Origin of the sequence: Streptomyces sp. NPDC047706 (genome assembly GCF_043204795.1) — a bacterium.
Taxonomy (GTDB): Bacteria; Actinomycetota; Actinomycetes; order Streptomycetales; family Streptomycetaceae; genus Streptomyces.
In genome coordinates this window covers 119848-144526 of record NZ_JBIDCW010000001.1, presented here as the reverse complement: position 1 = coordinate 144526, position 24679 = coordinate 119848, and the positions used below count along the sequence as shown (strand labels likewise).

Annotated in this window: 20 protein-coding genes; 4 read left to right on the top strand and 16 right to left on the bottom strand. The window is 69.9% G+C overall.

What is annotated here, in order from left to right; translation table 11 throughout:
* Positions 1-32 precede the first annotated feature (32 nt).
* The 3 genes from ACGF8A_RS00670 to ACGF8A_RS00660 all read right to left on the bottom strand — a co-directional run bounded on the left by ACGF8A_RS00670 (position 33) and on the right by ACGF8A_RS00660 (position 3790).
* Complete coding sequence (locus ACGF8A_RS00670) at positions 33-1034, bottom strand: FKBP-type peptidyl-prolyl cis-trans isomerase (protein ID WP_393102739.1); 1002 nt, start codon at positions 1032-1034, stop codon at positions 33-35.
* 125 nt (positions 1035-1159) lie between these two features.
* Positions 1160-2521: a Pup--protein ligase gene (pafA, locus tag ACGF8A_RS00665; RefSeq protein ID WP_393102737.1), complete on the bottom strand. Its 1362-nt coding sequence runs from the start codon at positions 2519-2521 to the stop codon at positions 1160-1162.
* 9 nt (positions 2522-2530) lie between these two features.
* The gene (locus ACGF8A_RS00660) at positions 2531-3790 is read right to left on the bottom strand and encodes an MFS transporter (protein WP_393102735.1); all 1260 of its coding nucleotides are present in this window, start codon (positions 3788-3790) and stop codon (positions 2531-2533) included.
* A gap of 113 nt (positions 3791-3903) precedes the next feature.
* On the opposite strand from ACGF8A_RS00660, the gene ACGF8A_RS00655 reads away from it, so the two are divergent.
* On the top strand, positions 3904-4914 hold the full coding sequence (locus ACGF8A_RS00655; protein ID WP_393102733.1) for a LacI family DNA-binding transcriptional regulator: 1011 nt from the start codon (positions 3904-3906) through the stop codon (positions 4912-4914).
* Between the two features lie 71 nt (positions 4915-4985).
* Here the strand turns inward: ACGF8A_RS00655 and prcA are convergent, their stop codons facing one another.
* From prcA to arc, 6 genes are all read right to left on the bottom strand, one after another.
* A complete protein-coding gene (gene prcA, locus ACGF8A_RS00650) occupies positions 4986-5735 on the bottom strand; it encodes a proteasome subunit alpha (RefSeq protein WP_393102731.1) in 750 nt (249 codons plus the stop codon).
* 61 nt (positions 5736-5796) lie between these two features.
* Positions 5797-6642, bottom strand: coding sequence for a proteasome subunit beta (gene prcB / locus ACGF8A_RS00645; RefSeq protein ID WP_393102729.1), 846 nt, complete (start codon positions 6640-6642; stop codon positions 5797-5799).
* The gene (locus tag ACGF8A_RS00640; RefSeq protein WP_393103161.1) at positions 6594-6770 is read right to left on the bottom strand and encodes an endonuclease domain-containing protein; all 177 of its coding nucleotides are present in this window, start codon (positions 6768-6770) and stop codon (positions 6594-6596) included. Before ACGF8A_RS00640 ends, prcB begins: the two co-directional genes overlap by 49 nt.
* Positions 6771-6920: 150 nt before the next feature.
* Positions 6921-7139, bottom strand: a complete 219-nt coding sequence (locus tag ACGF8A_RS00635) for a ubiquitin-like protein Pup (RefSeq protein WP_393102727.1) — start codon at positions 7137-7139, stop codon at positions 6921-6923.
* A 181-nt stretch (positions 7140-7320) separates the two neighbouring features.
* Entirely contained in the window at positions 7321-8832 is a 1512-nt protein-coding gene (dop, locus tag ACGF8A_RS00630) for a depupylase/deamidase Dop (RefSeq protein WP_393102725.1), read from the bottom strand.
* Positions 8833-9066: 234 nt separating this feature from the next.
* Positions 9067-10833 (bottom strand): proteasome ATPase, encoded by a 1767-nt coding sequence (arc, locus tag ACGF8A_RS00625; RefSeq protein ID WP_393102723.1) that lies wholly within the window; start codon positions 10831-10833, stop codon positions 9067-9069.
* 244 nt (positions 10834-11077) lie between these two features.
* On the opposite strand from arc, the gene ACGF8A_RS00620 reads away from it, so the two are divergent.
* The gene (locus ACGF8A_RS00620; RefSeq protein ID WP_393102721.1) at positions 11078-11383 is read left to right on the top strand and encodes a ferredoxin; all 306 of its coding nucleotides are present in this window, start codon (positions 11078-11080) and stop codon (positions 11381-11383) included.
* A gap of 58 nt (positions 11384-11441) precedes the next feature.
* Here ACGF8A_RS00620 and ACGF8A_RS00615 read toward each other — a convergent pair whose 3' ends face one another.
* The 3 genes from ACGF8A_RS00615 to ACGF8A_RS00605 form a co-directional block, all read right to left on the bottom strand.
* On the bottom strand, positions 11442-12005 hold the full coding sequence (locus ACGF8A_RS00615) for a hypothetical protein (RefSeq protein WP_393102719.1): 564 nt from the start codon (positions 12003-12005) through the stop codon (positions 11442-11444).
* A 191-nt stretch (positions 12006-12196) separates the two neighbouring features.
* Positions 12197-13099 (bottom strand): tRNA (adenine-N1)-methyltransferase, encoded by a 903-nt coding sequence (locus ACGF8A_RS00610; protein ID WP_393102717.1) that lies wholly within the window; start codon positions 13097-13099, stop codon positions 12197-12199.
* Positions 13100-13137: 38 nt separating this feature from the next.
* Entirely contained in the window at positions 13138-14628 is a 1491-nt protein-coding gene (locus ACGF8A_RS00605) for a site-2 protease family protein (RefSeq protein ID WP_393102715.1), read from the bottom strand.
* A gap of 176 nt (positions 14629-14804) precedes the next feature.
* Here ACGF8A_RS00605 and ACGF8A_RS00600 point away from each other — a divergent pair, with 176 nt between their 5' ends.
* Complete coding sequence (locus ACGF8A_RS00600; protein WP_393102713.1) at positions 14805-15863, top strand: RecB family exonuclease; 1059 nt, start codon at positions 14805-14807, stop codon at positions 15861-15863.
* Positions 15864-15877: 14 nt separating this feature from the next.
* The gene (locus ACGF8A_RS00595) at positions 15878-16549 is read left to right on the top strand and encodes a response regulator (RefSeq protein WP_393102711.1); all 672 of its coding nucleotides are present in this window, start codon (positions 15878-15880) and stop codon (positions 16547-16549) included.
* Positions 16550-16627: 78 nt separating this feature from the next.
* Here ACGF8A_RS00595 and ACGF8A_RS00590 read toward each other — a convergent pair whose 3' ends face one another.
* From ACGF8A_RS00590 to metH, 4 genes are all read right to left on the bottom strand, one after another.
* Entirely contained in the window at positions 16628-18208 is a 1581-nt protein-coding gene (locus ACGF8A_RS00590; protein WP_393102709.1) for an ABC transporter substrate-binding protein, read from the bottom strand.
* Positions 18209-18278: 70 nt separating this feature from the next.
* Positions 18279-19880, bottom strand: coding sequence for an ABC transporter substrate-binding protein (locus ACGF8A_RS00585; RefSeq protein WP_393102707.1), 1602 nt, complete (start codon positions 19878-19880; stop codon positions 18279-18281).
* A 424-nt stretch (positions 19881-20304) separates the two neighbouring features.
* Entirely contained in the window at positions 20305-20997 is a 693-nt protein-coding gene (locus tag ACGF8A_RS00580) for an HAD family hydrolase (protein ID WP_393102705.1), read from the bottom strand.
* Positions 20998-21126: 129 nt separating this feature from the next.
* Complete coding sequence (gene metH, locus ACGF8A_RS00575; RefSeq protein WP_393102702.1) at positions 21127-24642, bottom strand: methionine synthase; 3516 nt, start codon at positions 24640-24642, stop codon at positions 21127-21129.
* Positions 24643-24679: the final 37 nt, after the last annotated feature.

Genomic DNA, 24679 nt, shown 5'->3' with positions numbered 1-24679 from the left:
GGCGAACACGCACAGTCTTACATTCCCGGCGATCACATCGCCGCGAGGATGTCGACGGAGAACACCAGCGTCGAGTCCTTCTCGATGCCGCTGCCCTGCGGCGGGTTGTCGCCGTACCCGAGCTCCGGCGGGATGACGATGAGGACCCGGCTGCCGACCTTCTTGCCGGTCAGGCCCTGCGCCCAGCCCTTGACGACCTGCTGGAGGGAGAAGGAGGTCAGGGCCTTGCGGCTGTACGACGAGTCGAACTCCTTGCCGGTGTCCCACAGCACGCCCTTGTACTGCACGAGCACGGTGCTGTCGGCGGCCACCTCCGGGCCGTCGCCCTCGATCACGTACTCGGCCACGAGGCCGGTCGGGGCGTCGGTCTTGGGGACCTCGATGGAGGGGGCCTTGCCGTCGGTGTTGGTGCCGACCTCGGGCAGCGCCGCGTCGTCCTGCGGGACGTCGGTGCCCTGGGCGGAGCTGGAGGCGTTGTACGTGCCCTCGATGTCGATGACGAAGACGAGCGTGTCGGTGCCCTTGATGCCCGCCTGGGCGTTGCCCTGCTCGCCGTATCCCCAGGTGGGCGGGACGGCCATCTCGACGCGGCTGCCGGTCTTCCTGCCGCTCAGCCCGTAGCGCCAGCCGTCGATGATGCTGCCCTGGGAGAGCTGGATGAGCAGCGGCGTCTTGCGGTCGTAGGAGTTGTCGAAGACCTTCGCGGTGGCCCAGATCTGGCCCAGGTAGTTGGCCACGATGTAGTCGTTCTCCGCGACGGTGCGGCCGCCGCCCGCGATCACGGTCCTCACGGCGAGGTCCTTCGACGGCTCGCCGGTCCCCTTGGCCACCGTGGGCTTCTCCCCGAACTTCGTGCCCGCGGTGATCGCCGGCAGCGGCCCGTCGACGATCTTCGGCGACGGCGCGGCGGAGGCCGCGGGGTCCGTGGGCGACGCCGTGTCGCTGGCCTTGCCGGAGTCGGAGCCTTCGTCGCCGCAGGCGGCGAGTGTGGCCAGTCCGGCGGGAACGGCGATGAGAAGTGAGCGTCGGCGCACGGTGGGGGCCTCGTAATCGTCGATCTTGTTGATGGCGTGCGCGCAACTCTACGGCGTGAGAAGGGCGCCGTACGGGAAACGTACGGCGCCCGTGTTGCGTTCCGGCCTCACCGGTGACGCATGGCTCACATGCCGGCGATCAGCTTCTCCACCCGGTCGTCGACGGAACGGAACGGGTCCTTGCACAATACCGTCCGCTGGGCCTGGTCATTGAGCTTCAGGTGCACCCAGTCGACGGTGAAGTCCCGGCGCTGTTCCTGCGCCCGGCGGATGAAGTCGCCGCGCAGACGGGCCCGAGTGGTCTGCGGCGGAACCGACTTGCCCTCGAAGATCTTCAAGTCGTTGCAGATCCTCGCGGCCTGGCCCTTTTTCTCCAGCAGGTAGTACAGGCCCCGGCGGCGGTGGATGTCGTGGTAGGCGAGGTCTATCTGGGCGACCCGCGGATGCGACATGGTCATGTTGTGCTTCGCCCGGTACCGCTCGATGAGCTTGTACTTCATGACCCAGTCGATCTCGGTGTCGATCCGGTCCAGGTCCTCGGCCTCGATCGCGTCGAGCGTACGGCCCCACAGCTCCAGCACCTGTTCGACGGTGCCGGTGCGGATGCCGCGCCGCTCGCAGAAGTCCACGGCCTTCTCGTAGTACTCGCGCTGCACCTCCAGCGCCGAGGCCTCCCGGCCGCTGGCCAGCCGCACCTTGCGCCGGCCCGTTATGTCGTGGCTGACCTCGCGGATCGCCCGGATCGGGTTCTCCAGGGTGAGGTCGCGCATCACCGTGCCCGCCTCGATCATGCGCAGCACCAGGTCGGTGGCGCCGACCTTGAGCAGCATGGTCGTCTCGGACATGTTCGAGTCGCCGACGATGACGTGCAGCCGGCGGTAGCGCTCGGCGTCGGCGTGCGGTTCGTCGCGGGTGTTGATGATGGGCCGGGAGCGGGTCGTCGCCGAGGAGACGCCCTCCCAGATGTGCTCGGCGCGCTGGCTGACGCAGTACACGGCGCCGCGCGGCGTCTGCAGCACCTTCCCGGCTCCGCACAGCAGCTGCCGGGTGACCAGGAACGGAATGAGGATGTCCGCCAGCCGGGAGAACTCCCCGTGCCGGGCCACCAGATAGTTCTCGTGGCAGCCGTAGGAGTTGCCGGCGGAGTCGGTGTTGTTCTTGAAGAGGTAGACGTCGCCCGCGATTCCCTCCTCGTGCAGGCGTCGTTCGGCATCCACCAGGAGTCCTTCGAGAATGCGCTCGCCGGCCTTGTCGTGGGTGACCAGCTCGGTCACGTTGTCACATTCGGGTGTCGCGTATTCCGGATGCGAGCCCACGTCGAGATAGAGGCGGGCGCCGTTCCGCAGAAAGACATTGCTGCTGCGGCCCCATGACACGACACGGCGGAAGAGGTACCGCGCCACCTCGTCAGGCGACAGACGGCGCTGTCCCCTGAACGTGCACGTGACGCCGTACTCGTTCTCCAGCCCGAAAATGCGGCGGTCCATGACTGAACATTACGCCCGATCCCCTGAACTGAAACGGGGTTCGGCAGCACGATTTGGATCATTTTCCGATGAAGCCGCAACGACCGCCGTCCTGGCGGGAGCTGCGAGGACCCGCCCCGTGGCCAGCAGAACCAGCAACGACACGGCCCCCGCCGCGCCGGGCACGGCGAAGCCCCACAGCGCCCCGCCCCGCTCGACGACCGGCCCCGCCAGCCCCGTTCCGACCGAGGCGCCCACGGTGAACGTCGTGACAAGCCAGGAGAACGCCTCGGTGACGGTTCCTCGCGGAGCGTGCCGGTCGACGATGACGAAGGCGCACGCGATGGCGGGCGCGAGGAAGACCCCGGACACCGCGGCCAGGACCGTCATGAGGGCCGGCCCGGGCATCAGCATCAACGGCAGGTAACACACCGCCAGAAGCGCGACGAGCACACGCAGTCGCCGTTCGGGGGCACCCGCCCACTGCCGCGCCCCGTAACCGACGCCGCCGACCAGGGCGCCGAGCCCCAGGGCCGCCATCAGCCAGCCGTACACCACGTCGCCACCGCGGCCGTCGGCGTAGGAGAGCGCCGCGACCGTGATGGAGCCGAGCGCGACACCGATGAACAGGAACGCGGCCAGCAGTGCGAGCAGCCCGGGCGAGCGCAGCGCGCCGAGCCAGTGCGCCTCGCGCGGCGCCGACCGCCACGCGCGCGAGGGGGGCGACAGCACCACGGAAAGCGCGCCGAGCACACCCAGCACGTTCAGCACCAGCAGCGCGGCCTGCGCCGACCACAGCGACGCGCAGAGCGTCACCAGCAGCGGCCCCACCGTGAACATCACTTCCTGTGCCACCGCGTCCATGGCGTACGCCGTGTGGACCTGGTCCTCCCTGCGCAGCACCGACGGCCACAGCGCCCGCAGCCCGCCCTCCAGGGGCGGCGTGAAGAGCCCGGCGGCGCCGACGGCGGCGTAGGCGAGCGGCGGCGCCCCGGTGCCGCTGAAGGCGAAGACGGCCATGGCCAGTGCCGACAGCAGCGCGGCGGGCAACTGGACGCGTGGCTGTCCGTGCAGGTCGACAAGCCGTCCGAGCAGGGGCTGGCCCACGGCGTTCGCGACCCCGTAGACGGCCGCGAGAGCGCCGGCCAGGCTGTAGGAGCCGCCCTCGGAGCGGACGAACAGCACGATGGCGATCGCGGCGGTGGCGTTGGGCAGCCGGCCCACCAGGGTGCCGGTCAGCAGCCTGGCGGCGTGTCTCGCCCTGAGGATCTCGCCGTATCCCGCGGCCATGCGCCCGCCCTCCGCCGAAGTTTTACGTATAACGTCCACTGTCATACGTACCATGTGCGCTGTTCACCCGTCCAGGCGGAGCCCGGACCCAGCACGACGAAGGAGCAGGCCGAGTGGCACGAGCCGGCACCCGCCCCACCAGCCGGGACGTCGCCGAGGCCGCCGGGGTCTCCCAGGCCGCCGTCTCGCTGGTGCTGGGCGACAAGTGGCGCGGCCGCGTCTCGGAGGCGACCGCCGAACGGGTGAGGGAAGCCGCCCGTGACCTTGGCTACCGGCCCAACCTGGCCGCCCGCAACCTGCGCCTCGGCCACACGCGCACCGTCCTGCTGGTGGTCCCCGCCCTGACCACCGAGTTCTTCGCGGGCGTCTACACCGGGGCCGCCCGGGTGGCCGCCGCGCACGGCTTCGGCGTGGTGCTCTACCCCTCCCCCGAGGGCATCGGGCCGGCCCGTGACCCCTTCGCGTCCGCCCAGGCCGCCCTGGACGGCGTCATCGCCTCCTCCATGGCCGCCGACGCCCTCACCGCCATCCGGGGCGACCAGCTGCCCCTGGTGATGCTCGACAGCGACCCCACGGGCAGCCTGGGCGCGGCCACGGTCAACCTCGACATCGCCGACGGCGTCCACCAGGTCGCCGATCACCTGCTGGGCCTCGGGCACCGCCACTTCCTGCACCTCGCGGCCGACGTGCCGTCCTGGACCTTCGAGATCCGGGCCCACGAGCTTGCCGCACGCGTGGCCGCCGTCCCCGGGACGACCCTGGACACGGCCCGCGCGCCCATCTCCATCGACGGCGCCCTGACCGCCGCCGAGGCCGCCCTCACCGCACGCCGGGCCACCGCGGTCGTCTGCGACGACGACAAGCTGGCGGCCGGCGCCTGCAAGGCCGTGCGGCGGCTGGGCCTGCGTGTGCCGGACGACGTCTCCGTCACCGGCCTCGACGACCTGGCCCTGGCCACCGCCCTCGACCCGGAGCTGACGACCGTACGCCTGGACGCCGAGCTGTTCGGGGAACGCGGAATGCGGGCCCTGCTGGCGGTCCTGGAGGGCCGGGAGCCCGAGGGCGGGGACATCCCCGTCGAGCTCGTCGTGCGGGGCTCCACGGCGCCGCCACCGGCCCCATGAACACGGGATGCCCCGGCCGTCGACGGCCGGGGCATCCGCGGCCGGGTGGGACGCGGCGGAGTGGGACGCTGCTACTCGTCCTCGGAGGTGTCGTCCTCGGCCTCGGTGGCGGACGAGGCGCCGTCCGCCCCGAGCAGCCGGGCGAGCTGGCGACCGGAGATCCGCTTGAACTTGCGCTTCTGCGGGCGCGTCCGGTCCAGCACCGCCACCTCGAGGCGCTCGGCGGGGATCTCCCGCTGGCTGCCGTTGGTGTCACGGGACAGGGCCTGCACGGCCAGCTTCAGCGCCTCGGCCAGGGTCATCCCGTCCTGGTGGCGCTGGTCCAGGTAGCTGCTGATCTGCTCGGCGTTGCCACCGACCGCGACCGAGCCGTGCTCGTCCACGATCGAGCCGTCGTGCGGCAGCCGGTAGATCTGGTCGCCCTCGGGCGTCTCCCCGACCTCGGCGACGACCAGCTCCACCTCGTACGGCTTCTCCGCCGCGCTGGAGAAGATCGTGCCCAGCGTCTGCGCGTAGACGTTGGCGAGGCCGCGGGCGGTCACGTCGTCGCGGTCGTAGGTGTATCCGCGCAGGTCGGCGTAGCGGACACCGCCGATGCGGAGGTTCTCGTACTCGTTGTACTTGCCGGCCGCGGCGAAGCCGATCCGGTCGTAGATCTCGCTGAACTTGTGCAGCGCGCGGGACGGGTTCTCGCCGACGAACACGATGCCGTCGGCGTACTGCAGCACGACAAGGCTGCGGCCCCGGGCGATGCCCTTGCGGGCGTACTCCGCCCGGTCGGCCATGGCCTGCTGAGGTGAGACATAGAACGGCGTCGACACCGGTTATCCGTCCCTTTCTGTCGAAGTCACTGGATCACCCTCACAAAAGCAGCGGCCGCCGCTACAGCAGCGCGGCGCGCGGGCCGTCGGGCTGCTCCAGCCGCCGCTCGAGGATCGAGCGGGCGATCGCGGAGCCCTCGTCCTCGGTGAGCCGGCGGAAGCCGTCCTCGGTGATCACGGTGACGATCGGGTAGATCCGGCGGGCGACATCGGGACCGCCGGTCGCCGAGTCGTCGTCTGCCGCGTCGTACAGGGCCTGCACCACGAGGGTCGTGGCCTGGTCCTCGGTCAGGTCCTCACGGAAGAGCTTCTTCATCGCGCCGCGCGCGAAGATCGAGCCGGAGCCCGTGGCCGCGAAGCCCTGCTCCTCGGAGCGGCCGCCCGTCACGTCGTAGGAGAAGATGCGGCCCTTGCCGCGGTCCACGTCGTAGCCGGCGAAGAGCGGCACCACGGCGAGGCCCTGCATGGCCATGCCGAGGTTGGAACGGATCATCGTCGACAGCCGGTTCGCCTTGCCCTCCAGGGACAGCTGGGCGCCCTCGACCTTCTCGAAGTGCTCCAGCTCCAGCTGGAACAGCTTGACCATCTCGACGGCCAGACCGGCGGTGCCGGCGATGCCGACGGCCGAGTACTCGTCCGCAGGGAAGACCTTCTCGATGTCCCGCTGCGCGATGACGTTGCCCATGGTGGCCCGGCGGTCACCGGCGAGCACGACACCGCCCGGGAACGTCACGGCCACGATGGTGGTGCCGTGCGGCGCCTCGATCACACCCTGGGTCGGCGGCAGCTGCCGGTTGCCCGGCAGCAGCTCCGGCTGGTGTCCCGCCAGGAAGTCCATGAAGGAGGAGGACCCAGGCGTCAGGAAGGCAGCTGGTAGACGCCCGGTGCTACGAGTGTTGGCTTCCACGCGTTTCCTTCCAAGTAGTCGGCACCTCGGTGCACGGCTTCGGGAACGTCCCTCAACAGGCCGAGGCCGGTATCGCAGTTGAAGCAAGATATGCCACGGACCCTACCCGTCTCATGGCGGTGATCCACATGAACGGCGGAAGCCTTCCGGCGGAACACGCGGCGGCGCGGGAGAAAGCTACGCGCGGCTCGGTCGCACCGCACCGCGCGCAGCGCCTCGACTGCTTGTTCGCGTACACCCACGCCCCTGCCGGCCTTCGAATCGAAGGACGAGCTCCCCTACTGCCCGCCCTTCTGAACGAACGACCTGACGAAGTCCTCGGCGTTCTCCTCAAGGACGTCGTCGATCTCGTCCAGTACCGAGTCCACGTCGTCCGAGAGCTTCTCGTGCCGCTCCTTGAGGTCCTCGGAAGCCTGTGCCTCCGTGGCCTGCTCCTCGACCTCCTCGGTGGAGCGCGTCGCCTTCTGCTGTCCGCCGCCGGTGTCCTTGGTCGCCATAACCCTCACCCCGCTCGGTTCGCCCGACATGTTCGGCATCGCTGCCGATCGGTCATGATCAGACCCTACAAGCCGGGTCTGACAATGGCCCCGCAGTTTCTGCAACGTACGAGGGCCACCTCGATGATTCCCGGGCGCCGGGATTTCCACCCTGCGCGCCCGGCCCCGCCCGAGTACCCGCTCAGTTGCCGCTCAGGACCCTGACCAGGTCTTCCGCCGTACGGCAGCGGTCCAGGAGCTCCTTGACGTGATTACGCGTTCCGCGAAGCGGTTCCAGGGTTGGAACGCGCTGCAGGGAGTCCCTGCCCGGCAAGTCGAAGATCACCGAGTCCCAGGAGGCCGCCGCCACGTCGTCGGCGTACTGCTCAAGGCAGCGGCCGCGGAAGTAGGCGCGCGTGTCCTCCGGCGGCTTGGACATCGCCCGCTCGACGTCCTCCTCGGTCAGCAGCCGCTTCATCCGGCCACGCGTGGCCAGGCGGTTGTACAGGCCCTTCTCGGGGCGTACGTCCGCGTACTGGAGGTCGACCAGGTGGAGCCTGGCGGCGTCCCAGTCGAGGCTGTCGCGGCGCCGGTAGCCCTCCATCAGCTCCCGCTTGGCGACCCAGTCCAGCTCGCCGGACAGGCTCATCGGATCGTGCTCCAGCCGGTTGAGGGTGTCCTCCCAGCGCTGCAGGACGTCCATGGTCTGCTCGTCGGCGTCGGCCCCGAAGCGTTCCTCCACGTACTTGCGCGACAGCTCGTAGTACTCCATCTGGAGTTGGACCGCGGTCAGTGTCCGGCCGCTGCGGAGCGTGACCAAACGCTTCAGCGAGGCGTCGTGCGAGACCTGGTGCAGGGTGCGTACGGGCTGGTCGACGGCCAGGTCGACGGCGATGAAGCCGTCCTCGATCATGGACAGGACCAGGGCCGTGGTGCCCAGCTTGAGGTACGTCGAGATCTCCGACAGGTTCGCGTCACCGATGATCACGTGCAGCCGGCGGTACTTCTCGGCGTCGGCGTGCGGCTCGTCGCGCGTGTTGATGATCGGGCGCTTCAGCGTCGTCTCCAGGCCCACCTCGACCTCGAAGTAGTCCGCGCGCTGGCTCAGCTGGAAGCCGTGCTCGTGGCCGTCCTGGCCGATGCCGACGCGACCGGCTCCGGCGAAGACCTGGCGGGAGACGAAGAAGGGCGTCAGATGGCGCACGATGTCCGAGAACGGGGTCTCCCGCTTCATCAGGTAGTTCTCGTGCGTGCCGTAGGAGGCGCCCTTGTTGTCGGTGTTGTTCTTGTAGAGGTGGATCGGCTGGGCGCCAGGCAGCTGGGCGGCCCGCTCGGCCGCCTCGGCCATGATCCGCTCACCGGCCTTGTCCCAGAGGACCGCGTCACGGGGGTTGGTCACCTCGGGCGCGCTGTACTCGGGGTGGGCGTGGTCGACGTAGAGACGGGCCCCGTTGGTCAGGATGACGTTGGCGAGGCCGATGTCCTCGTCGGTGAGCTGGCTGGCGTCGGCGGCTTCGCGGGCGAGGTCGAAGCCCCGCGCGTCCCGCAGCGGATTCTCCTCCTCGAAGTCCCAGCGGGCCCGGCGGGCCCGGTGCATCGCCGCCGCGTAGGCGTTGACGATCTGGGACGAGGTGAGCATGGCATTGGCGTTGGGGTGGCCGGGGACGGAGATTCCGTACTCCGTTTCGATGCCCATTACTCGCCGTACGGTCATGCGGCCCTCCTTGCCCGGCGGTGCCCTCGGTCGTGGACGCCGCTCAGATACCGCTGGCGCTCGGCTGCGTGTGCGGTGCCCGTCCCCGCACTGCGCGATCCGGCGGTACGGAAGAGCCTAGAACGCCTTTGCGCTGGTGGGGAGATCATTTGCGTCATTGCTGTGCTCCAGCCGTGGCCTGAAAAACAGTCGGCTGCGGGTACCCGCTGAGGGCACCCGCAGCCGCCCTGCCTTTTACAGGTACTGACCCGTATTCGCCACCGTGTCGATGGAGCGTCCGGTGTCCGCGCCCTGCTTTCCGGTGATGAGCGTACGGATGTACACGATCCGCTCGCCCTTCTTGCCGGAGATGCGGGCCCAGTCGTCCGGGTTGGTGGTGTTGGGCAGGTCCTCGTTCTCCTTGAACTCGTCCACGCAGGCCTGGAGGAGGTGGGAGACGCGCAGGCCCTTCTGGTGGTGCTCCAGGAAGTCCTTGATCGCCATCTTCTTGGCGCGGCCGACGATGTTCTCGATCATGGCGCCGGAATTGAAGTCCTTGAAGTAGAGGACTTCCTTGTCACCATTGGCGTAGGTCACCTCGAGGAAGCGGTTCTCCTCCGATTCGGCGTACATGTGTTCCACAGCGGTCTGGATCATGCTCTGGACCGTCATGGACTTGTCGTCGCCGTGCTCGCTGACGTCGTCGGTGTGCAGCGGAAGACGCTCGGTGAGGTACTTGCCGAAGATGTCCTTGGCCGCCTCGGCGTCCGGACGCTCGATCTTGATCTTCACGTCCAGCCGGCCGGGGCGCAGGATCGCGGGGTCGATCATGTCCTCACGGTTGGAGGCACCGATCACCACCACGTTCTGCAGGCCCTCCACACCGTCGATCTCGGCGAGCAGCTGCGGGACGATGGTGTTCTCCACGTCCGAGCTGACACCGGAGCCACGGGTGCGGAAGAGGGACTCCATCTCGTCGAAGAAGACGATGACGGGGGTGCCCTCGCTGGCCTTCTCCCGGGCCCGCTGGAAGACGAGGCGGATCTGCCGCTCCGTCTCACCGACGTACTTGTTCAGCAGCTCGGGGCCCTTGATGTTGAGGAAGAAGCTCTTGCCGGCGGCCTGGCCGGTGACCTCGGCGACCTTCTTGGCCAGCGAGTTGGCGACGGCCTTGGCGATGAGCGTCTTGCCGCATCCGGGCGGCCCGTAGAGCAGCACGCCCTTGGGCGGGCGCAGTTCGTGCTCCTTGAACAGGTCCGGGTAGAGATACGGCAGCTCGACCGCGTCGCGGATGGCCTCGATCTGGTTGCCGAGGCCGCCGATCTGCTCGTAGCCGATGTCGGGGACCTCTTCGAGGACGAGTTCTTCGACCTCGCTCTTGGGCACGACCTCGTAGACGTAGCCGGAGCGCGGTTCGAGCAGCAGGGCGTCGCCGGGGCGGATGGTGACGTCCAGCAGCGGCTCGGCGAGCCGCACCACCCGCTCCTCGTCGGTGTGCCCGAGCACCAGGGCGCGCTCGCCGTCCTCCAGGATCTCCTTGAGGGTGACGATGTCCCCGACGCGCTCGTACTCCATGGCCTCGACCACGTTGAGCGCCTCGTTGAGCATGACCTCCTGGCCGCGCCGCAGGTCGTCGAGTTCGACGCTGGGGCTGACGTTCACGCGGAGCTTGCGGCCCCCCGTGAAGATGTCGGCGGTGCCGTCCTCGTTCGCCTGCAGGAAGACACCGAAGCCCGCCGGCGGCTGGGCGAGCCGGTCGACCTCTTCCTTGAGGGCCACGATCTGGTCGCGCGCCTCACGGAGCGTGTTGGCGAGTCGCTCGTTCTGCGCGGACACGCCGGCCAGGTTGGTCTGCAGCTCGACGATCCGCTCCTCGAGAATCCTCGTGTGCCGCGGAGAGTCGGCGAGCTTGCGTCGCAGGACGGCGATCTCCTGCTCAAGGTAGGCAATCTGCCCGGCCGGGTCGTCGGACCCGCGTCCCGGGCGGATGCCGCGGTTCATGTCGTCGTCGTGGGCTGCCACGGTCCTCACCTCCTCCAAGGGGAGCTGGACGCTTCCAGACCCTACCTGGGTGGGTGTCGATTGAAACCCCTAGATCACAAAGACTGTCGGGGTGTGTCCGATCTTCACCCTTGCGCTCTCCCTCACGCCAGGGGAATACCCAGCGAACGGGATACGAAAGCGAGCGAAGGTAGGGTCGAAGCGTTCAACACCCGTCAGAGCTGGCCGGATTCCCGTACGGCCGGGCGGGCAATCGGCAGGAGAGGTGAACGTGCAGCAGGAGGCCGGAGTCGACAGCGAGGCACTCGAGGTCTGGATCGATCAGGATCTCTGTACCGGCGACGGCATCTGCGCCCAGTACGCGCCCGAGGTGTTCGAGCTGGACATCGACGGTCTGGCCTACGTGAAGAGCGCGGACGACGAGCTGTTGCAGGACCGGGGGGCCACAACGCCCGTACCGCTGCCGCTCCTCACGGACGTGGTCGACTCGGCGAAGGAGTGTCCGGGCGACTGCATCCATGTACGACGGGTTTCGGACAGGGTCGAGGTCTACGGGCCGGACGCAGAGTGACCGGATCTCTACACCCTGTTACGACTGTCTGATTTCTCACACGCGCGGGTTGCGCGCCTCAGACGCTCCGGGCGCCGGCGGGTGACGAGCGGACGAACGCACCGTTGTGCCACTGCCACTTCGCGTCCTCCTCCAGGTCCGGGCAGCAGGTCGGGACGCCGGAGGACGAGTAGCCGAGCAGCGTCGCGAGGACGGCTCCGTCCCGGAGGGTGAAGTCGCGGACGGTGAACCGGTCCTTGGGGTCGACGAGCGTGGCGACCACGCGGGGGCGTGCCGGGTCGCTTCCGTGAGTGAGGACGTACACACCGTCGGGGGGCGTGCTGATGCCGGCGTCGCAGTGCACCACGGCGACCGTTTCCGGCCGCCCGTCGCCGTCGAGGTCTCCGGACGCCTTCCGCTCCACCACGGCCTTCACGGGTCCGCATTCGAGGGGGAAGGCGACGCCCTCGGTGGTGGGAGGCGCGGCGGCCGGCCGGGCGTCCGGTACCTGGGCGGCGGTCGCCGAGTCCGTCGGCAGCAGGGACGACAGGGCGACGACACCCGCGACGGCGGTCGCGGTGGCGACCCAGTGGATGGGACGGGTGTGCGTGTGCGCCAGTTCCGGAACGGCGGGTTGCTGCACGAGGAGTGTCTCCTGTGAGGGCTGTGCCGGTGGGGGTGGCCAGCATGGTGCCACACGTCACAGTGTCGGGGAACGGCGGGGTCGGCCCTTGTACGACGGGCGTCAACGCGGCGGCGCCGTGGCCGCGTTCCCCGGGGTCTGCGGGAACTCGGCCACGGCGCCGTCACGTTGTACGCGGTACGGAGGCCGCCTCAGCGGCCCATGCCTCCGTCGGCGTTGGGGCCGGAGTAGTCCTCGCCGTAGGCGCCCTTGGCGGGGCGGCGGCGGCGCATGGGCGGCTCGACGCCGTCGGCGAGGCGGCGGGCCGTGAGGAGGAAGCCGGTGTGGCCGATCATCCGGTGGTCCGGGCGGACGGCGAGGCCCTCGACGTGCCAGTTGCGGATCATCGTCTCCCAGGACGTCGGCTCGTTGAAGCAGCCGATCTCGCGGATGGACTCGACGGTCCGGGCGAGCTGGGTGGTGGTCGCGACGTAGCAGCACAGGATGCCGCCGGGCACCAGCGCCTTGGAGACGGCCTCCAGGCACTCCCACGGGGCGAGCATGTCGAGGATGACGCGGTCGACGTCGGCGTCGGACAGGTTGTCCTGGAGGTCGCCGACGGTGAGCTGCCAGGCCGGGTGCGGGCCGCCGAAGTAGCGCTCGACGTTGGCCCGGGCGATCTCGGCGAAGTCCTCGCGGCGCTCGTAGGAGTGCAGCATGCCCTGGTCGCCGATGGCGCGCAGCAGGAAGCTGCTGAGCGAGCCGGAGCCGACGCCGGCCTCCACGACGCGCGCGCCGGGGAAGATGTCGGCGAAGGACAGGATCTGTCCCGCGTCCTTGGGGTAGACGACGGCTGCCCCACGGGGCATGGACAGGACGTAGTCGGGGAGCAGGGGACGCAGCGCGAGGTAGGCGACGTTTCCGGTGGTGCGGACAACGCTGCCCTCGGGAGCGCCGATCAGTTCGTCGTGCGGGAAGGAACCCTTGTGGGTGTGGAAGTTCTTCCCGGCCTCGAGCGTGAACGTGTAGTGGCGGCCCTTGGGGTCGGTCAGCTGTACCTGGTCCCCGACCTTGAAGGGCCCGCGCCTGCGGGCGGCACCGGTCGGTTCGGACATGTGAACAGCCTACCGGCGTTTGCAGGGGCCGCCGACCACTAGGAGGGCCTGGCCATGGCCTTCACGAAGGCCCGCTCGACGTCCGCGGCGGACAGCACGCCGTAGATCTCGCCGGTCTCCTCGACCACCAGGTACTCGGTGGCGGGGTTGGCCCGGAGCACCTCCAGGAGGTCCTCGCCGGCCAGCTCTGCGGAGACGCGCATGCCGTCCGTGAGGTCCTGGGCGAGCCCGCTGACCTCGACCCAGGGACGGCGGTGCTCGGGTACGCCGACGATGGCGGCCTCGCGGACCAGCGAGAGCGGGTTCCCCTCGGCGTCGACGACGACCAGGGCGCGCGCTCCGGCGGCGTTGGCGCGGCGCAGGGCCTCGGACAGGGGGGTGTCGCCCTCGACCGGGACCGCGCGCCGGGTGAGGTTGCGGGCGCGCAGTTCGGGGAGGTGCTCGCGCAGCCGGGCGACGCGCAGGCTGTTGCCGGCGCCGGTCCAGATGATGGCGGCGAGGATCGCGGCCAGCAGGGCGTCCAGGACGGTGTCCATGCCGACGTTGTCCACGGCGTCCCGGCCGAGCGCGCCGGACTGGGTGAGCAGCGGGAGCCCGATCAGCACGGAGACGGCGAGGGCGCGGCCGACCCAGGCGGCGGCGACGGTGCCGCTCATCGGCCTGCCGGTGATCTTCCAGACCACGGCGCGGAGCATGCGGCCGCCGTCGAGGGGGAGGCCGGGCAGGAGGTTGAAGACGGCCACGAGTAGGTTGGAGATCATCAGGCCGGCCAGCAGGACGCCGGGGACCGTGCCGGGCTCGACGGGCTGCATGGCGAGGTAGAAGAGGCCGGCCAGCACGAGGGAGAGCAGCGGGCCGACGAACGCGAGTACGAACTCGCGGCCCGGTGTCTCGGCCTCCTTCTCGATCTCGGAGACCCCGCCGAAGAACTGGAGCTGGATACGGCGGACCGGCAGCTTGTAGCGCAGCGCGACCACGGTGTGGGCCAGCTCGTGCACGAGCACGGAGGCGTAGAAGGCGACGGCGAAGAACAGGGAGACCAGGTAGCGGGCGGCGCCCAGTTCGGGCAGCACGCGCTCCAGCTGCCCGCCGAACACCCAGGTGATCAGTGCGGCGACCAGGAACCAGCTGGGCGCGACGTACACCGGCACTCCGAAGAGTCGCCCCATCAGCAGCCCGCCGCGCGGCTCCGGGGGCCGGGGGGCGGCACCTTTGCCGGGGGCGGAGTGGGCGAGGGTGCGGTGGGCCGGGTGGGACGCGTGGTCGCCGCGTGGCTGGTCCGCCCCGTCTTGTGCGACGTGACCGGGGCGGGGCCGGCGGTCGTCCTCGGGGCCGTTCGGCTGATCGTGAGCGGCTCGTGCCTCCGGGGCCGGGCCGTGCTCGGGCCGGTCGGCGGTGGCGGGTGGGGATGCCGGCCGGGACGGGTCCAGGCGCGCGGGGCCCGTGGCCGGGGTCGTACGGTCTGGCTGGTGCCGGTGCGACTCGTCTGTGCCCGGCCGCGGCTGCCCGCTCCCGCCGCTCTCGTCCACGGTGTCCCCTCGTTCGAAGCGTCTCCCGCGCCTGCCGGGCGGAAGGGTCTCGGGTCGATGGTATGCGTCCGTTGGGGCGCGTTCCGCCCCGGCACCCCCTCTGTTTTCCCCGTCCTCGCCCCCTCAAGACCCGCGGCCGGGGTCACTGTCGGTGGCGGGCCGTATGGTCTGTGGGCATGGACACCAGCACCGAGGGCGCGGCGCAGCAGCCCCCAGGCGGCGGCAGGGCCGAGGCGGCGGCGGATCCGGATCCGTCCGTCGTGGTCGAGCCTACGACGCAGAGCGCGACGACGACGGTGACGGCGGCAGCCGGGGCCGCCGCCACGGCAGTGGTCGCCGAGCCCGTCGTCATAGCGCCGACCTCGCTCTCCCCCTCACGTGCCGGCGACTTCATGCAGTGCCCCCTGCTCTACCGGTTCCGGGTGATCGACCGGCTGCCCGAGAAGCCCAGCGCGGCCGCGACCCGGGGCACCCTGGTGCACTCGGTCCTGGAGCGCCTCTTCGACGCCCCCGCGGGCGAGCGGACCCCGCCGCGCGCCAAGGCCCTGATCCCCGGCCAGTGGCAGCGTCTGCGCGAGGCCAGGCCGGAGGTGGAGGAGCTGTTCGCCGACGACCCGGAGGGCGAGCGGCTGGCCGGCTGGCTGACGGAGGCGGAGCAACTCGTCGAGCGCTGGTTCACGCTGGAGGATCCGACCCGGCTGGAGCCCGCCGAGCGGGAACTGTTCGTCGAGACGGAGCTGGCCTCGGGCCTGCGCCTGCGCGGCATCATCGACCGGGTCGACGTGGCGCCGACCGGCGAGGTCCGGATCGTCGACTACAAGACGGGCAAGGCTCCCCGGCCCGAGTACGCCGAGGGCGCCCTGTTCCAGATGAAGTTCTACGCCCTGGTCGTCTGGCGGCTGAAGAAGGTGGTCCCACGCCGGCTCCAGCTCGTCTATCTCGGCAGCGGTGACGTGCTGACGTACGACCCGGTCCTCGCCGATCTGGAGCGGGTCGAGCGCAAGCTGCTGGCGTTGTGGGAGGCGATCCGCCAGGCCACGGAGACGGGCGACTGGCGGCCCCGTCCCACCAAGCTGTGCGGCTGGTGCGACCACCAGGAGCACTGCCCGGAGTTCGGCGGCACTCCCCCGCCGTATCCCCTGCCGGTGCGCCCGGCTGCCGGCGAGGCCCTGCCCGCTTCCGTGAGGGCGCCCGGATCGGGCGAAGCCCAGCAGGGCAGAATGGGGCCGGACTAGCGAAGGAGACTTCCGTGGCCATCCGCGTCCTACTGGTCGACGACCAGCCGCTGCTGCGTACGGGCTTCCGCATGATCCTGGAGGCCGAGCAGGACATCGCGGTCGTCGGCGAGGCCGGGGACGGCCTCCAGGCACTCGACCAGGTCCGGGCCCTGCAGCCCGACGTGGTGCTGATGGACATCCGCATGCCGCGGATGGACGGCGTGGAGGCGACCCGGCAGATCACCGGTCCCGGCCGGGACGGCCCGGCGAAGGTCCTGGTGCTGACCACCTTCGACCTCGACGAGTACGTGGTGGAGGCCCTGAAGGCCGGCGCCAGCGGCTTCCTGCTGAAGGACGCCCCGGCCACCGAGCTGGTGCAGGCGATCCGGGTGGTGGCGGGTGGTGAGGCGATGCTCGCCCCGAGCATCACGCGCCGGCTGCTCGACAAGTACGCCACGCATCTGCCGTCCGGGGAGGAGCCCGTCCCGGACGCCCTGGGCACGCTCACCGAGCGCGAGGTCGAGGTGCTGAAGCTGGTCGCGCGCGGCCTGTCGAACGCCGAGATCGCCGCCGACCTGTTCGTCAGCGAGACGACGGTCAAGACGCATGTGGGCCATGTCCTCACCAAGCTGGGGCTGCGCGACCGGGTGCAGGCCGCCGTGTACGCGTACGAGAGCGGTCTGGTGCGTCCCGGCGCGCAGTGACCGGCCGGCGGCCACGACGCCGAGGGCGCCCGCTTCCCCGGGGAAGCGGGCGCCCTCGGCGTTCGGCGTGAGAGGGCCTCAGCCCTTGCTGATCTCCCAGAAGCGGAAGACGGTCGAGGCGTCCAGGCAGTACTCCAGGCCGTAGACCTCCTCGCGGACTACCGCGTACTGCTTGGCCTGCCAGACCGGCAGCAGGGGGACGTCCTCGGCGACCATGTCCTGCAGCTCGCCGTACTCGTCGTCGGTGGCGGCGCGGTCGCTCTGGGCGGCCGTGCGCGGGATGAGCGAGCCGGTGATCGTGTCGTTGCTGTAGTTGTTCTCCAGGACGTTGCCCTCACCGAAGAACGGGGCGGTGAAGTTGTCGGCGTCCGGGTAGTCGGGCACCCAGCCCTTGACGTACACGCCGTACTTGCCTGCCGCGATGTCCTGCTCGTACTGGTCGAAGGCGACGGACTTCACGTCCGCGGCGAACAGGCCGCTGCCGTTCAGCTGGGCCGCTATGGCCTGCAGTTCCTCGTCGGTCGCCGGGCCGTAGCGGGACGGGGTGGACCACAGGGTGATCTTCACCTTGTCGGTGATCCCGTCGGCACGCAGCGCCGCCTCGGCCCTGGCCTTGGACGGGCGGGCGCCGTAGGTGTCGAAGAAAGCCGTGTTGTGGCCGGCGATACCGGCCGGGATGATCGAGTACAGCGGGGTCGCGGTGCCCTGGTAGACGTCCTCGATGAGGGCCTCGCGGTCGATCAGGTGGGCGATGGCCTGGCGGACGCCGAGCTTTCCGGCGACCGGGTCGTCCATGTTGAAGACCAGGTGCTGTACCTCGGCGCTGCTGCCCTCGATGACCTTGACGCCGGAGTCGGTGTCGGCCTGCTCGATGTCGGCGATGTCGGCGGCGCTCAGGCCTCGGTAGGCGATGTCGACGTCCTTGGCCTGGAGCGCCTTCTTCAGCGCGCCGCGGTCGCCGTGGAAGAACTTCAGGGTGACGCCGGAGTTCTGCACCTCGGCGGTGCCCTGGTAGTTCTCGTTGACCGAGAAGACGGCCACGTCCTCGGTGAACGAGTCGAGCTTGTACGGGCCGGAGCCGACCGCCTTGCCGTCCTTGCGCAGCGCGCCGGGGTCGTATTCGCGGTGGTTGACGATCGAGCCGGCGCCCGAGGCGATCTTGCTCGGGAAGGTGGCGTCGGCGACCTTCAGGTTGAACACGACGGTCTGCGCGTTCGGCGTCTCGACCGCGTCGAGCATGGGGAACATGATCGCCGGGCCGGCCTCGTCGTTGACCTTCAGCATGCGGTCGAAGGAGAACTTGACGTCCTTCGACGTGAGCGGGTCACCGTTGCTGAACTTCAGGCCGTCCTTCAGGGTGCACTTGTAGACCTTCGCCGAGGTGTCCGTGAAGTTGCACGCCTGGGCCAGGTCCGGCTGGGGCTCGGTACCGCCCTTGGGGAAGCTGAGCAGGGACTGGAAGACGTTGTTGAACAACAGCCAGGATCCGGGGTCGTAGCCGGACGCCGGGTCCGCGGCGAGGACGTCGTCGGACATCCCCACGACCACGTTGGAGCCGTTCTCCGCGGAGTCGCCGGACTCGGAACCGCATCCGGTCAGCAGGCCGGAGGCCAGACCGGCCACGATCGGCAGGACCGGCCACTGGTTGCGCATGTTCACGTGCGTGCCTTACGTCGTTCTCGAAGTTCCCCAGGCCGCCGTCCAGCACCCGGGTGCGTGCCGGTGGTCGTCAGTCGCTCACACCACGGCCGAGCTCCCACAGTTGGAGGGTCGCGGAGGAGTTGAGCGCGTAGGCGACGCCGGTGACGTCGCTGTGTGCCGCCACGTACTGCTTTCCCTGCCACAGGGGCAGCACGGGTACGTCCTCGGCCACGATGTCCTGAATCCTGTTGAGGCTGTCGGAGGCGGCGAGACGGTCGGCCTCGCGCCGGGAGTCCGGGATCAGGGTGTTGCGGATCTCGCTGTTCGCATACGGCGACTTGAGGAAGTTGTCCTTGTCCAGGAAGGGCGCGACGTAGCTGTCGGCGTCCGGGAAGTCGGGGAACCAGCCCATCCCGAAGACGTCGTACTCGCCGTTGCGCTCGGCCGGGACGAAGGTGTCCCAGGGGGCGCCCTCGATGCCGACCTCGAACAGGCCGCTGCCGTTGAGCTGCGCGCGCAGTTCCTCGAACTCCTTCTTGGTGGCGGCGCCGTAGTGGTCGGTCGTGTAGTGCAGGGTCAGCTTCACCGGCGTGGCGACACCGGCGTCCTCGAGCATGGCCTTGGCCTTGGCGACGCTGGGGTCGCCGTACTTGTTGAAGAACGCGTTGGAGTGGCCGGTGATGGAGGCGGGGACCAGCGAGTACAGGGGCTCGGCCTGGGAGCCGTAGACCGCGGAGACGAGTTCGTCGCGGTTGACGATCTGCGCCATGGCCTGGCGCACGGCCTTGCTCTTCACCCTCGGGGCGTCGGTGTTGAAGGCCAGGTAGCGGATCTCCAGGCCGGGCATCTCGACCAGGTCGACATCGCTGTCGGCGGTCGCCAGCTTGTTGATCTGCTCCGGCGTCATGGTGCGGGTCATGACGTCGATGTCGCCCTCGTCGAGGGCGGCGCCCATGGCGTCGGCGTCGTCGTAGGACACCATGTCGATCTCCTCGTTGTTCACCTTCAACGCCCCCTGGTAGTGGGGGTTCTTGGTGAACACGGATCTGACCAGCTCGCCGTCCTTCTCCTCGGCCTTGAGGGTGTACGGGCCGGAGCCGTCGACCTGGAAGCCGTCGCGCAGCTTGTCCTTCTCGTAGTTGTCGGGGTTCACGATGCCCGCGACCGGGGTCGACAGCTTGTACGGGAAGGTGGCGTCGGCGGTCCTGAGGTGGAAGATGACCTCTTCGTCGCCCTTGGTCTCGACCGTGTCGACGGTGGACAGCAGGGCGAAGACACCGCTGTCCGCCTTGATGGCGAGAGCCCGGTCGATGGAGAACTTCACATCGGCCGCGGTGACGTCGTCGCCGTTGGAGAACTTCAGGTCCGGGCGCAGCTTGCAGGCGTAGCGCTCGTTGCCGGAGTCGGTGAAGCCACAGCTCTCGGCGGCCTCGGGGACAGGGGCGCCCTCGCCACGCGGCTGGACCATCAGGGTCTGCACGGTCTGGCGGAGCACGTTCCAGGAGCCCACGTCGTAGGCGTACGCCGGGTCGAGGGGGGCGGGGGCGTCCTTGGTGGCGATGAACCGGTCCGTGGTGCCGACGGCGATCGCGGCGCCACCGCCACCTCCGCCGCCGGACCCTGCGCACGCCGCCAGCGCGGGAGCAAGCAGACTGACCACGGCCGGCAGCACCAGGGTCTTGCGGTTCATGCTCGGATTCTCCACAGCTGTCTGGTCCGTGTACCCGGCATGCAGGGGTGGCGCAGCCGGGCACAGGGGCGAGGTGAGGTTCTCGCGATGAGATTAGTGCGCGCTCGTGACGGGGCTGGCGGGCACCGGAGTTGAACGTCCATCACGCTGCGAAACCGGGCGCGGACGCACCGAAAACCCGACAGGGGAAGGATTCGTGCGGCATCCCCTGAATCAGGACACAAAGGCGGGGCAGCTGCCCTGCTATGGGGCCGGTCAGCACAGCCGCGCCACCCTGTCGACCCCTGCCGCAGTGGGGAACGTCACACTGCCGACGCGGTGTGGACGTGCCGGGATTCGGCCATCCGCGGGCTGCCCGTTCTCCCGCGATTGAACTGCCGTTCAGCCGCCGCGCGGTGCGTGAACGCCCCGCGCGTTCGTGGCATCAGTTCAGCAGGCCGCGCAGAAACGCCAGGTCGACCTCTTCGAGGGAGCGCACCACGGTGCGCCGCGCGGCCGGGGAGATGGGGGCCACCGAGGGGACGGCGACCACGTGGCAGCCCGCCGCCTCGGCTGCGGCCACACCGGTCGCGGTGTCCTCGACCACCGCGCATCTGGCCGGATCCGCGCCCAGCCCGGCGGCGGCGAAGAGGTACGGGTCCGGGTGCGGCTTGGTGCGGGCGACCTCGTCACCGGCCACCGTCAGGGCGAAGTACTGGGCCCCCAGGATGCCCAGGACGCGGTCGATGACGCGCCGGTGGGAGGCCGAGACCAGCGCCGTCGGGATCTCGTGGGCGGCGAGTTCGCCCAGCAGCCGGGCGGCTCCCGGCATCAGCGGCAGCGCCCGGTCGATCCGGTCCTCGAACCCCTGGTTGAGCAGCACGGTGAGCTCGGCGAGGGTGATGTCGGCGCCGGTGGCCTCGATCAGGAACCCCCCACTGCGGGTCATCGGGCCGCCGACCACGACATGGCGCCAGGAGTCGTCGAGGGTGTGGCCGAGACCCGCGAAGACCTCGCACTCCACGTCCCACCAGAAGCCCTCGGTGTCCACCAGTGTGCCGTCCATGTCGAGGAGCACGGCCTGCAGCGCGGAGCCTTCGGCCGTACGGGTGCCGATTGCGGGGACCGTCGTCGTCATCCGGCGTACCTCCTGGAGGGACGAGCAGGCCGGTTCCCGGGTAGGGAACCGGCCTACTGTGGACCGACCAGTGTACGTCCGATCCGATCAGCGCGCGGTGTGACAGGTCACAGGGAGTCGCGCCGGGCGTCACCGTGCGTTGAAGTACTTCGCCTCCGGGTGGTGGATCACGATGGCGTCGGTGGACTGCTCGGGGTGCAGCTGGAACTCCTCCGACAGCTGCACACCGATCCGCTCCGGCTCCAGCAGCGCGGCGATCTTCGCCCGGTCCTCCAGGTCGGGGCAGGCGCCGTAGCCGAGCGAGAAGCGGGCGCCGCGGTACTTCAGCGCGAACATGTCCTCGATGTCGGCGGGGTCCTCGCCGGCGTAGCCGAGTTCGGCGCGCACCCGCGCGTGCCAGTACTCGGCGAGCGCCTCCGCGAGCTGCACCGACAGGCCGTGCAGCTCCAGGTAGTCGCGGTAGGAGTCGGACGCGAACAGCCGGGCGGTCTCCTCGCCGATCCGGGAGCCCACGGTGACGACCTGGAGGCCGACGACGTCCGTCTCGCCGGACTCCTCCGGGCGGAAGAAGTCCGCCAGGCACAGCCGGCGGCCGCGGCGCTGGCGCGGGAAGGTGAAGCGGGTGCGCTCGTTGCCCGCGTCGTCGAGGATGATCAGGTCGTCGTCCTTGGAGACGCACGGGAAGTAGCCGTAGACGACCGCCGCCTCAAGGAGGTTCTCCGTCTGGAGCCGGTCCAGCAGCCCGCGCAGCCGGGGCCGGCCCTCGCTGTCGACCAGTTCCTCGTAGGAGGGGCCCTCGCCGGTGCGGGCCTGCTTCAGACCCCACTGGCCCTTGAACAGCGCGCCCTCGTCCAGCCAGGACGCGTACTCCTTGAGCTGGATGCCCTTGATGACGCGGGTGCCCCAGAACGGCGGCCGGGGGACCGGGGTGTCGGTGGCGACGTCGGAGCGGACGTGGCCCTCCTCCGGGCGCTCCTCGACCTCGACGGCGGCCGCCCGCACCCGGCGCTGCCGCAGCTCCGGCAGCTTCGCGCCGGGCACGCCGCGCTTGACGCCGATCAGCGCGTCCATCAGGCGCAGGCCCTCGAAGGCGTCGCGGGCGTAGCGGACCTCGCCCTCGTAGATCTCGTGCAGGTCCTGCTCGACGTACGCCCGGGTGAGCGCGGCCCCGCCGAGGATGACCGGGTAGCTGGCGGCCAGGCCCCGGGCGTTGAGCTCCTCCAGGTTCTCCTTCATGATCACCGTGGACTTCACCAGGAGACCGGACATGCCGATGACGTCGGCCCTGTGCTCCTCGGCGGCCTCCAGGATCGCGGAGACGGGCTGCTTGATGCCCAGGTTGACGACGTTGTAGCCGTTGTTGGACAGGATGATGTCGACCAGGTTCTTGCCGATGTCGTGTACGTCGCCGCGCACGGTGGCCAGCACGATCGTGCCCTTGCCGTCGTCGTCGGTCTTCTCCATGTGCGGCTCCAGGTAGGCCACCGCGTTCTTCATCACCTCGGCGGACTGGAGCACGAAGGGCAGCTGCATCTGACCGGAGCCGAACAGCTCGCCGACGACCTTCATGCCCTCCAGGAGCGTGTCGTTGACGATGTCCAGGGCGGGGCGGTCCTGAAGGGCCTCGTCGAGGTCCTGCTCCAGGCCGTTGCGCTCGCCGTCGATGATGCGCCGCCGGAGCCGCTCCTCCAGCGGCAGGGCCGCCAGTTCCTCGGCCTTGCCGGCCTTGAGCGACTTCGCCGTGGCGCCCTCGAACAGCGCCATCAGCTTCTGCAGCGGGTCGTAGCCCTCGCTGCGGCGGTCGAAGACGAGGTCGAGGGCCGTGTTCACCTGCTCGTCGTCGAAGCGGGCGATCGGCAGGATCTTGGAGGCGTGCACGATGGCCGAGTCGAGGCCTGCCTTGACGCACTCGTCGAGGAAGACGGAGTTGAGCAGGATGCGAGCGGCCGGGTTGAGGCCGAAGGAGATGTTGGACAGGCCCAGCGTGGTCTGCACGGCGGGGTGCCGGCGCTTCAGCTCACGGATCGCCTCGATGGTGGCGATGCCGTCCTTCCGGGACTCCTCCTGGCCGGTGCAGATCGTGAAGGTGAGGCAGTCGATGAGGATGTCCTCCTCGCGGATGCCCCAGTTGCCGGTCAGATCGTCGATGAGCCGCTCGGCGATCTCGACCTTCTTCTGCGCGGTGCGGGCCTGGCCCTCCTCGTCGATGGTGAGGGCGATCAGCGCGGCGCCGTGCTCCTGGGCCAGCCGGGTGACCTTGGCGAAGCGGGAGTCGGGGCCGTCGCCGTCCTCGTAGTTGACGGAGTTGATCACCGCGCGGCCGCCGAGCTTCTCCAGGCCCGCCCGGATGACGTCCACCTCGGTCGAGTCGAGGACGATCGGCAGGGTGGAGGCGGTGGCGAAGCGGCCGGCCAGTTCCACCATGTCGGCGACGCCGTCCCGGCCGACGTAGTCCACGCACAGGTCGAGCAGGTGCGCGCCCTCGCGGATCTGCTCGCGGGCCATCTCCACGCAGTCGTCCCAGCGGCCGTCCAGCATGGCCTCGCGGAACTTCTTCGAACCGTTGGCGTTGGTGCGCTCGCCGATCGCCAGGTACGAGGTGTCCTGGCGGAACGGCACGGACTGGTAGAGGGAGGCGGCGCCGGGCTCCGGGCGCGGATCGCGCTCGGTCGGGGTGAGGTCACGGACCCGCTCGACGACCTGGCGCAGGTGCTCCGGAGTGGTACCGCAGCAGCCGCCGACCAGGGAGAGGCCGTAGTCGCGGACGAAGTTCTCCTGGGCGTCCGCGAGCTCCGGCGCGGTCAGCGGGTAGTGGGCGCCGGACGCGGTCAGCACGGGCAGACCGGCGTTCGGCATGCACGACAGCCGGACACGGGAGTGGCGGGCGAGGAAGCGCAGGTGCTCGCTCATCTCCGCCGGGCCGGTCGCGCAGTTCAGGCCGATCATGTCGATCCCGAGCGGCTCCAGGGCGGTCAGCGCGGCGCCGATCTCGGAGCCGAGCAGCATGGTGCCGGTGGTCTCGACGGTCACCGAGACGATCAGGGGTACGTCGTAGCCGGCCGTCTCCATCGCCCGGCGGGCGGCGATGACCGAGGCCTTGGTCTGCAGGAGGTCCTGGGTGGTCTCCACCAGCAGCGCGTCGGCGCCGCCCGCGAGCAGGCCCTCGGCGTTCTGCTGGTAGGCGTCCCGGATCGCGGCGAAGGTGGTGTGCCCCAGGGTGGGCAGCTTGGTGCCGGGGCCCATGGAGCCGAGCACCCAGCGCTGCTGTCCCGTGCGCCGCGTGTAGTCGTCGGCCGTCTCGCGGGCGATGCGCGCGCCGGCCTCGGCCAGCTCGACGATCCGGTCGGCGATGTCGTACTCGCCGAGGGCGGACAGGTTCGCGCCGAAGGTGTTGGTCTCCACGCAGTCCACGCCCGCGTCGAAGTACTCGCAGTGGACGGAGCGGACGATGTCCGGACGGGTGACGTTCAGCACCTCGTTGCAGCCTTCGAGGTTCTGGAAGTCCTCCAGTGTCGGGTCCTGCGCCTGGAGCATGGTGCCCATCGCTCCGTCGGCCACGACCACACGGGTGGCCAGTGCCTCACGGAGGGCGGACGCGCGGGTCCTGCTGTCGGTGACGGGGGACTGCTGCGGCGACGAGGCCATTTAAGGGGCTCCCTGGAGTGCGACGGCTGTCGGCTTT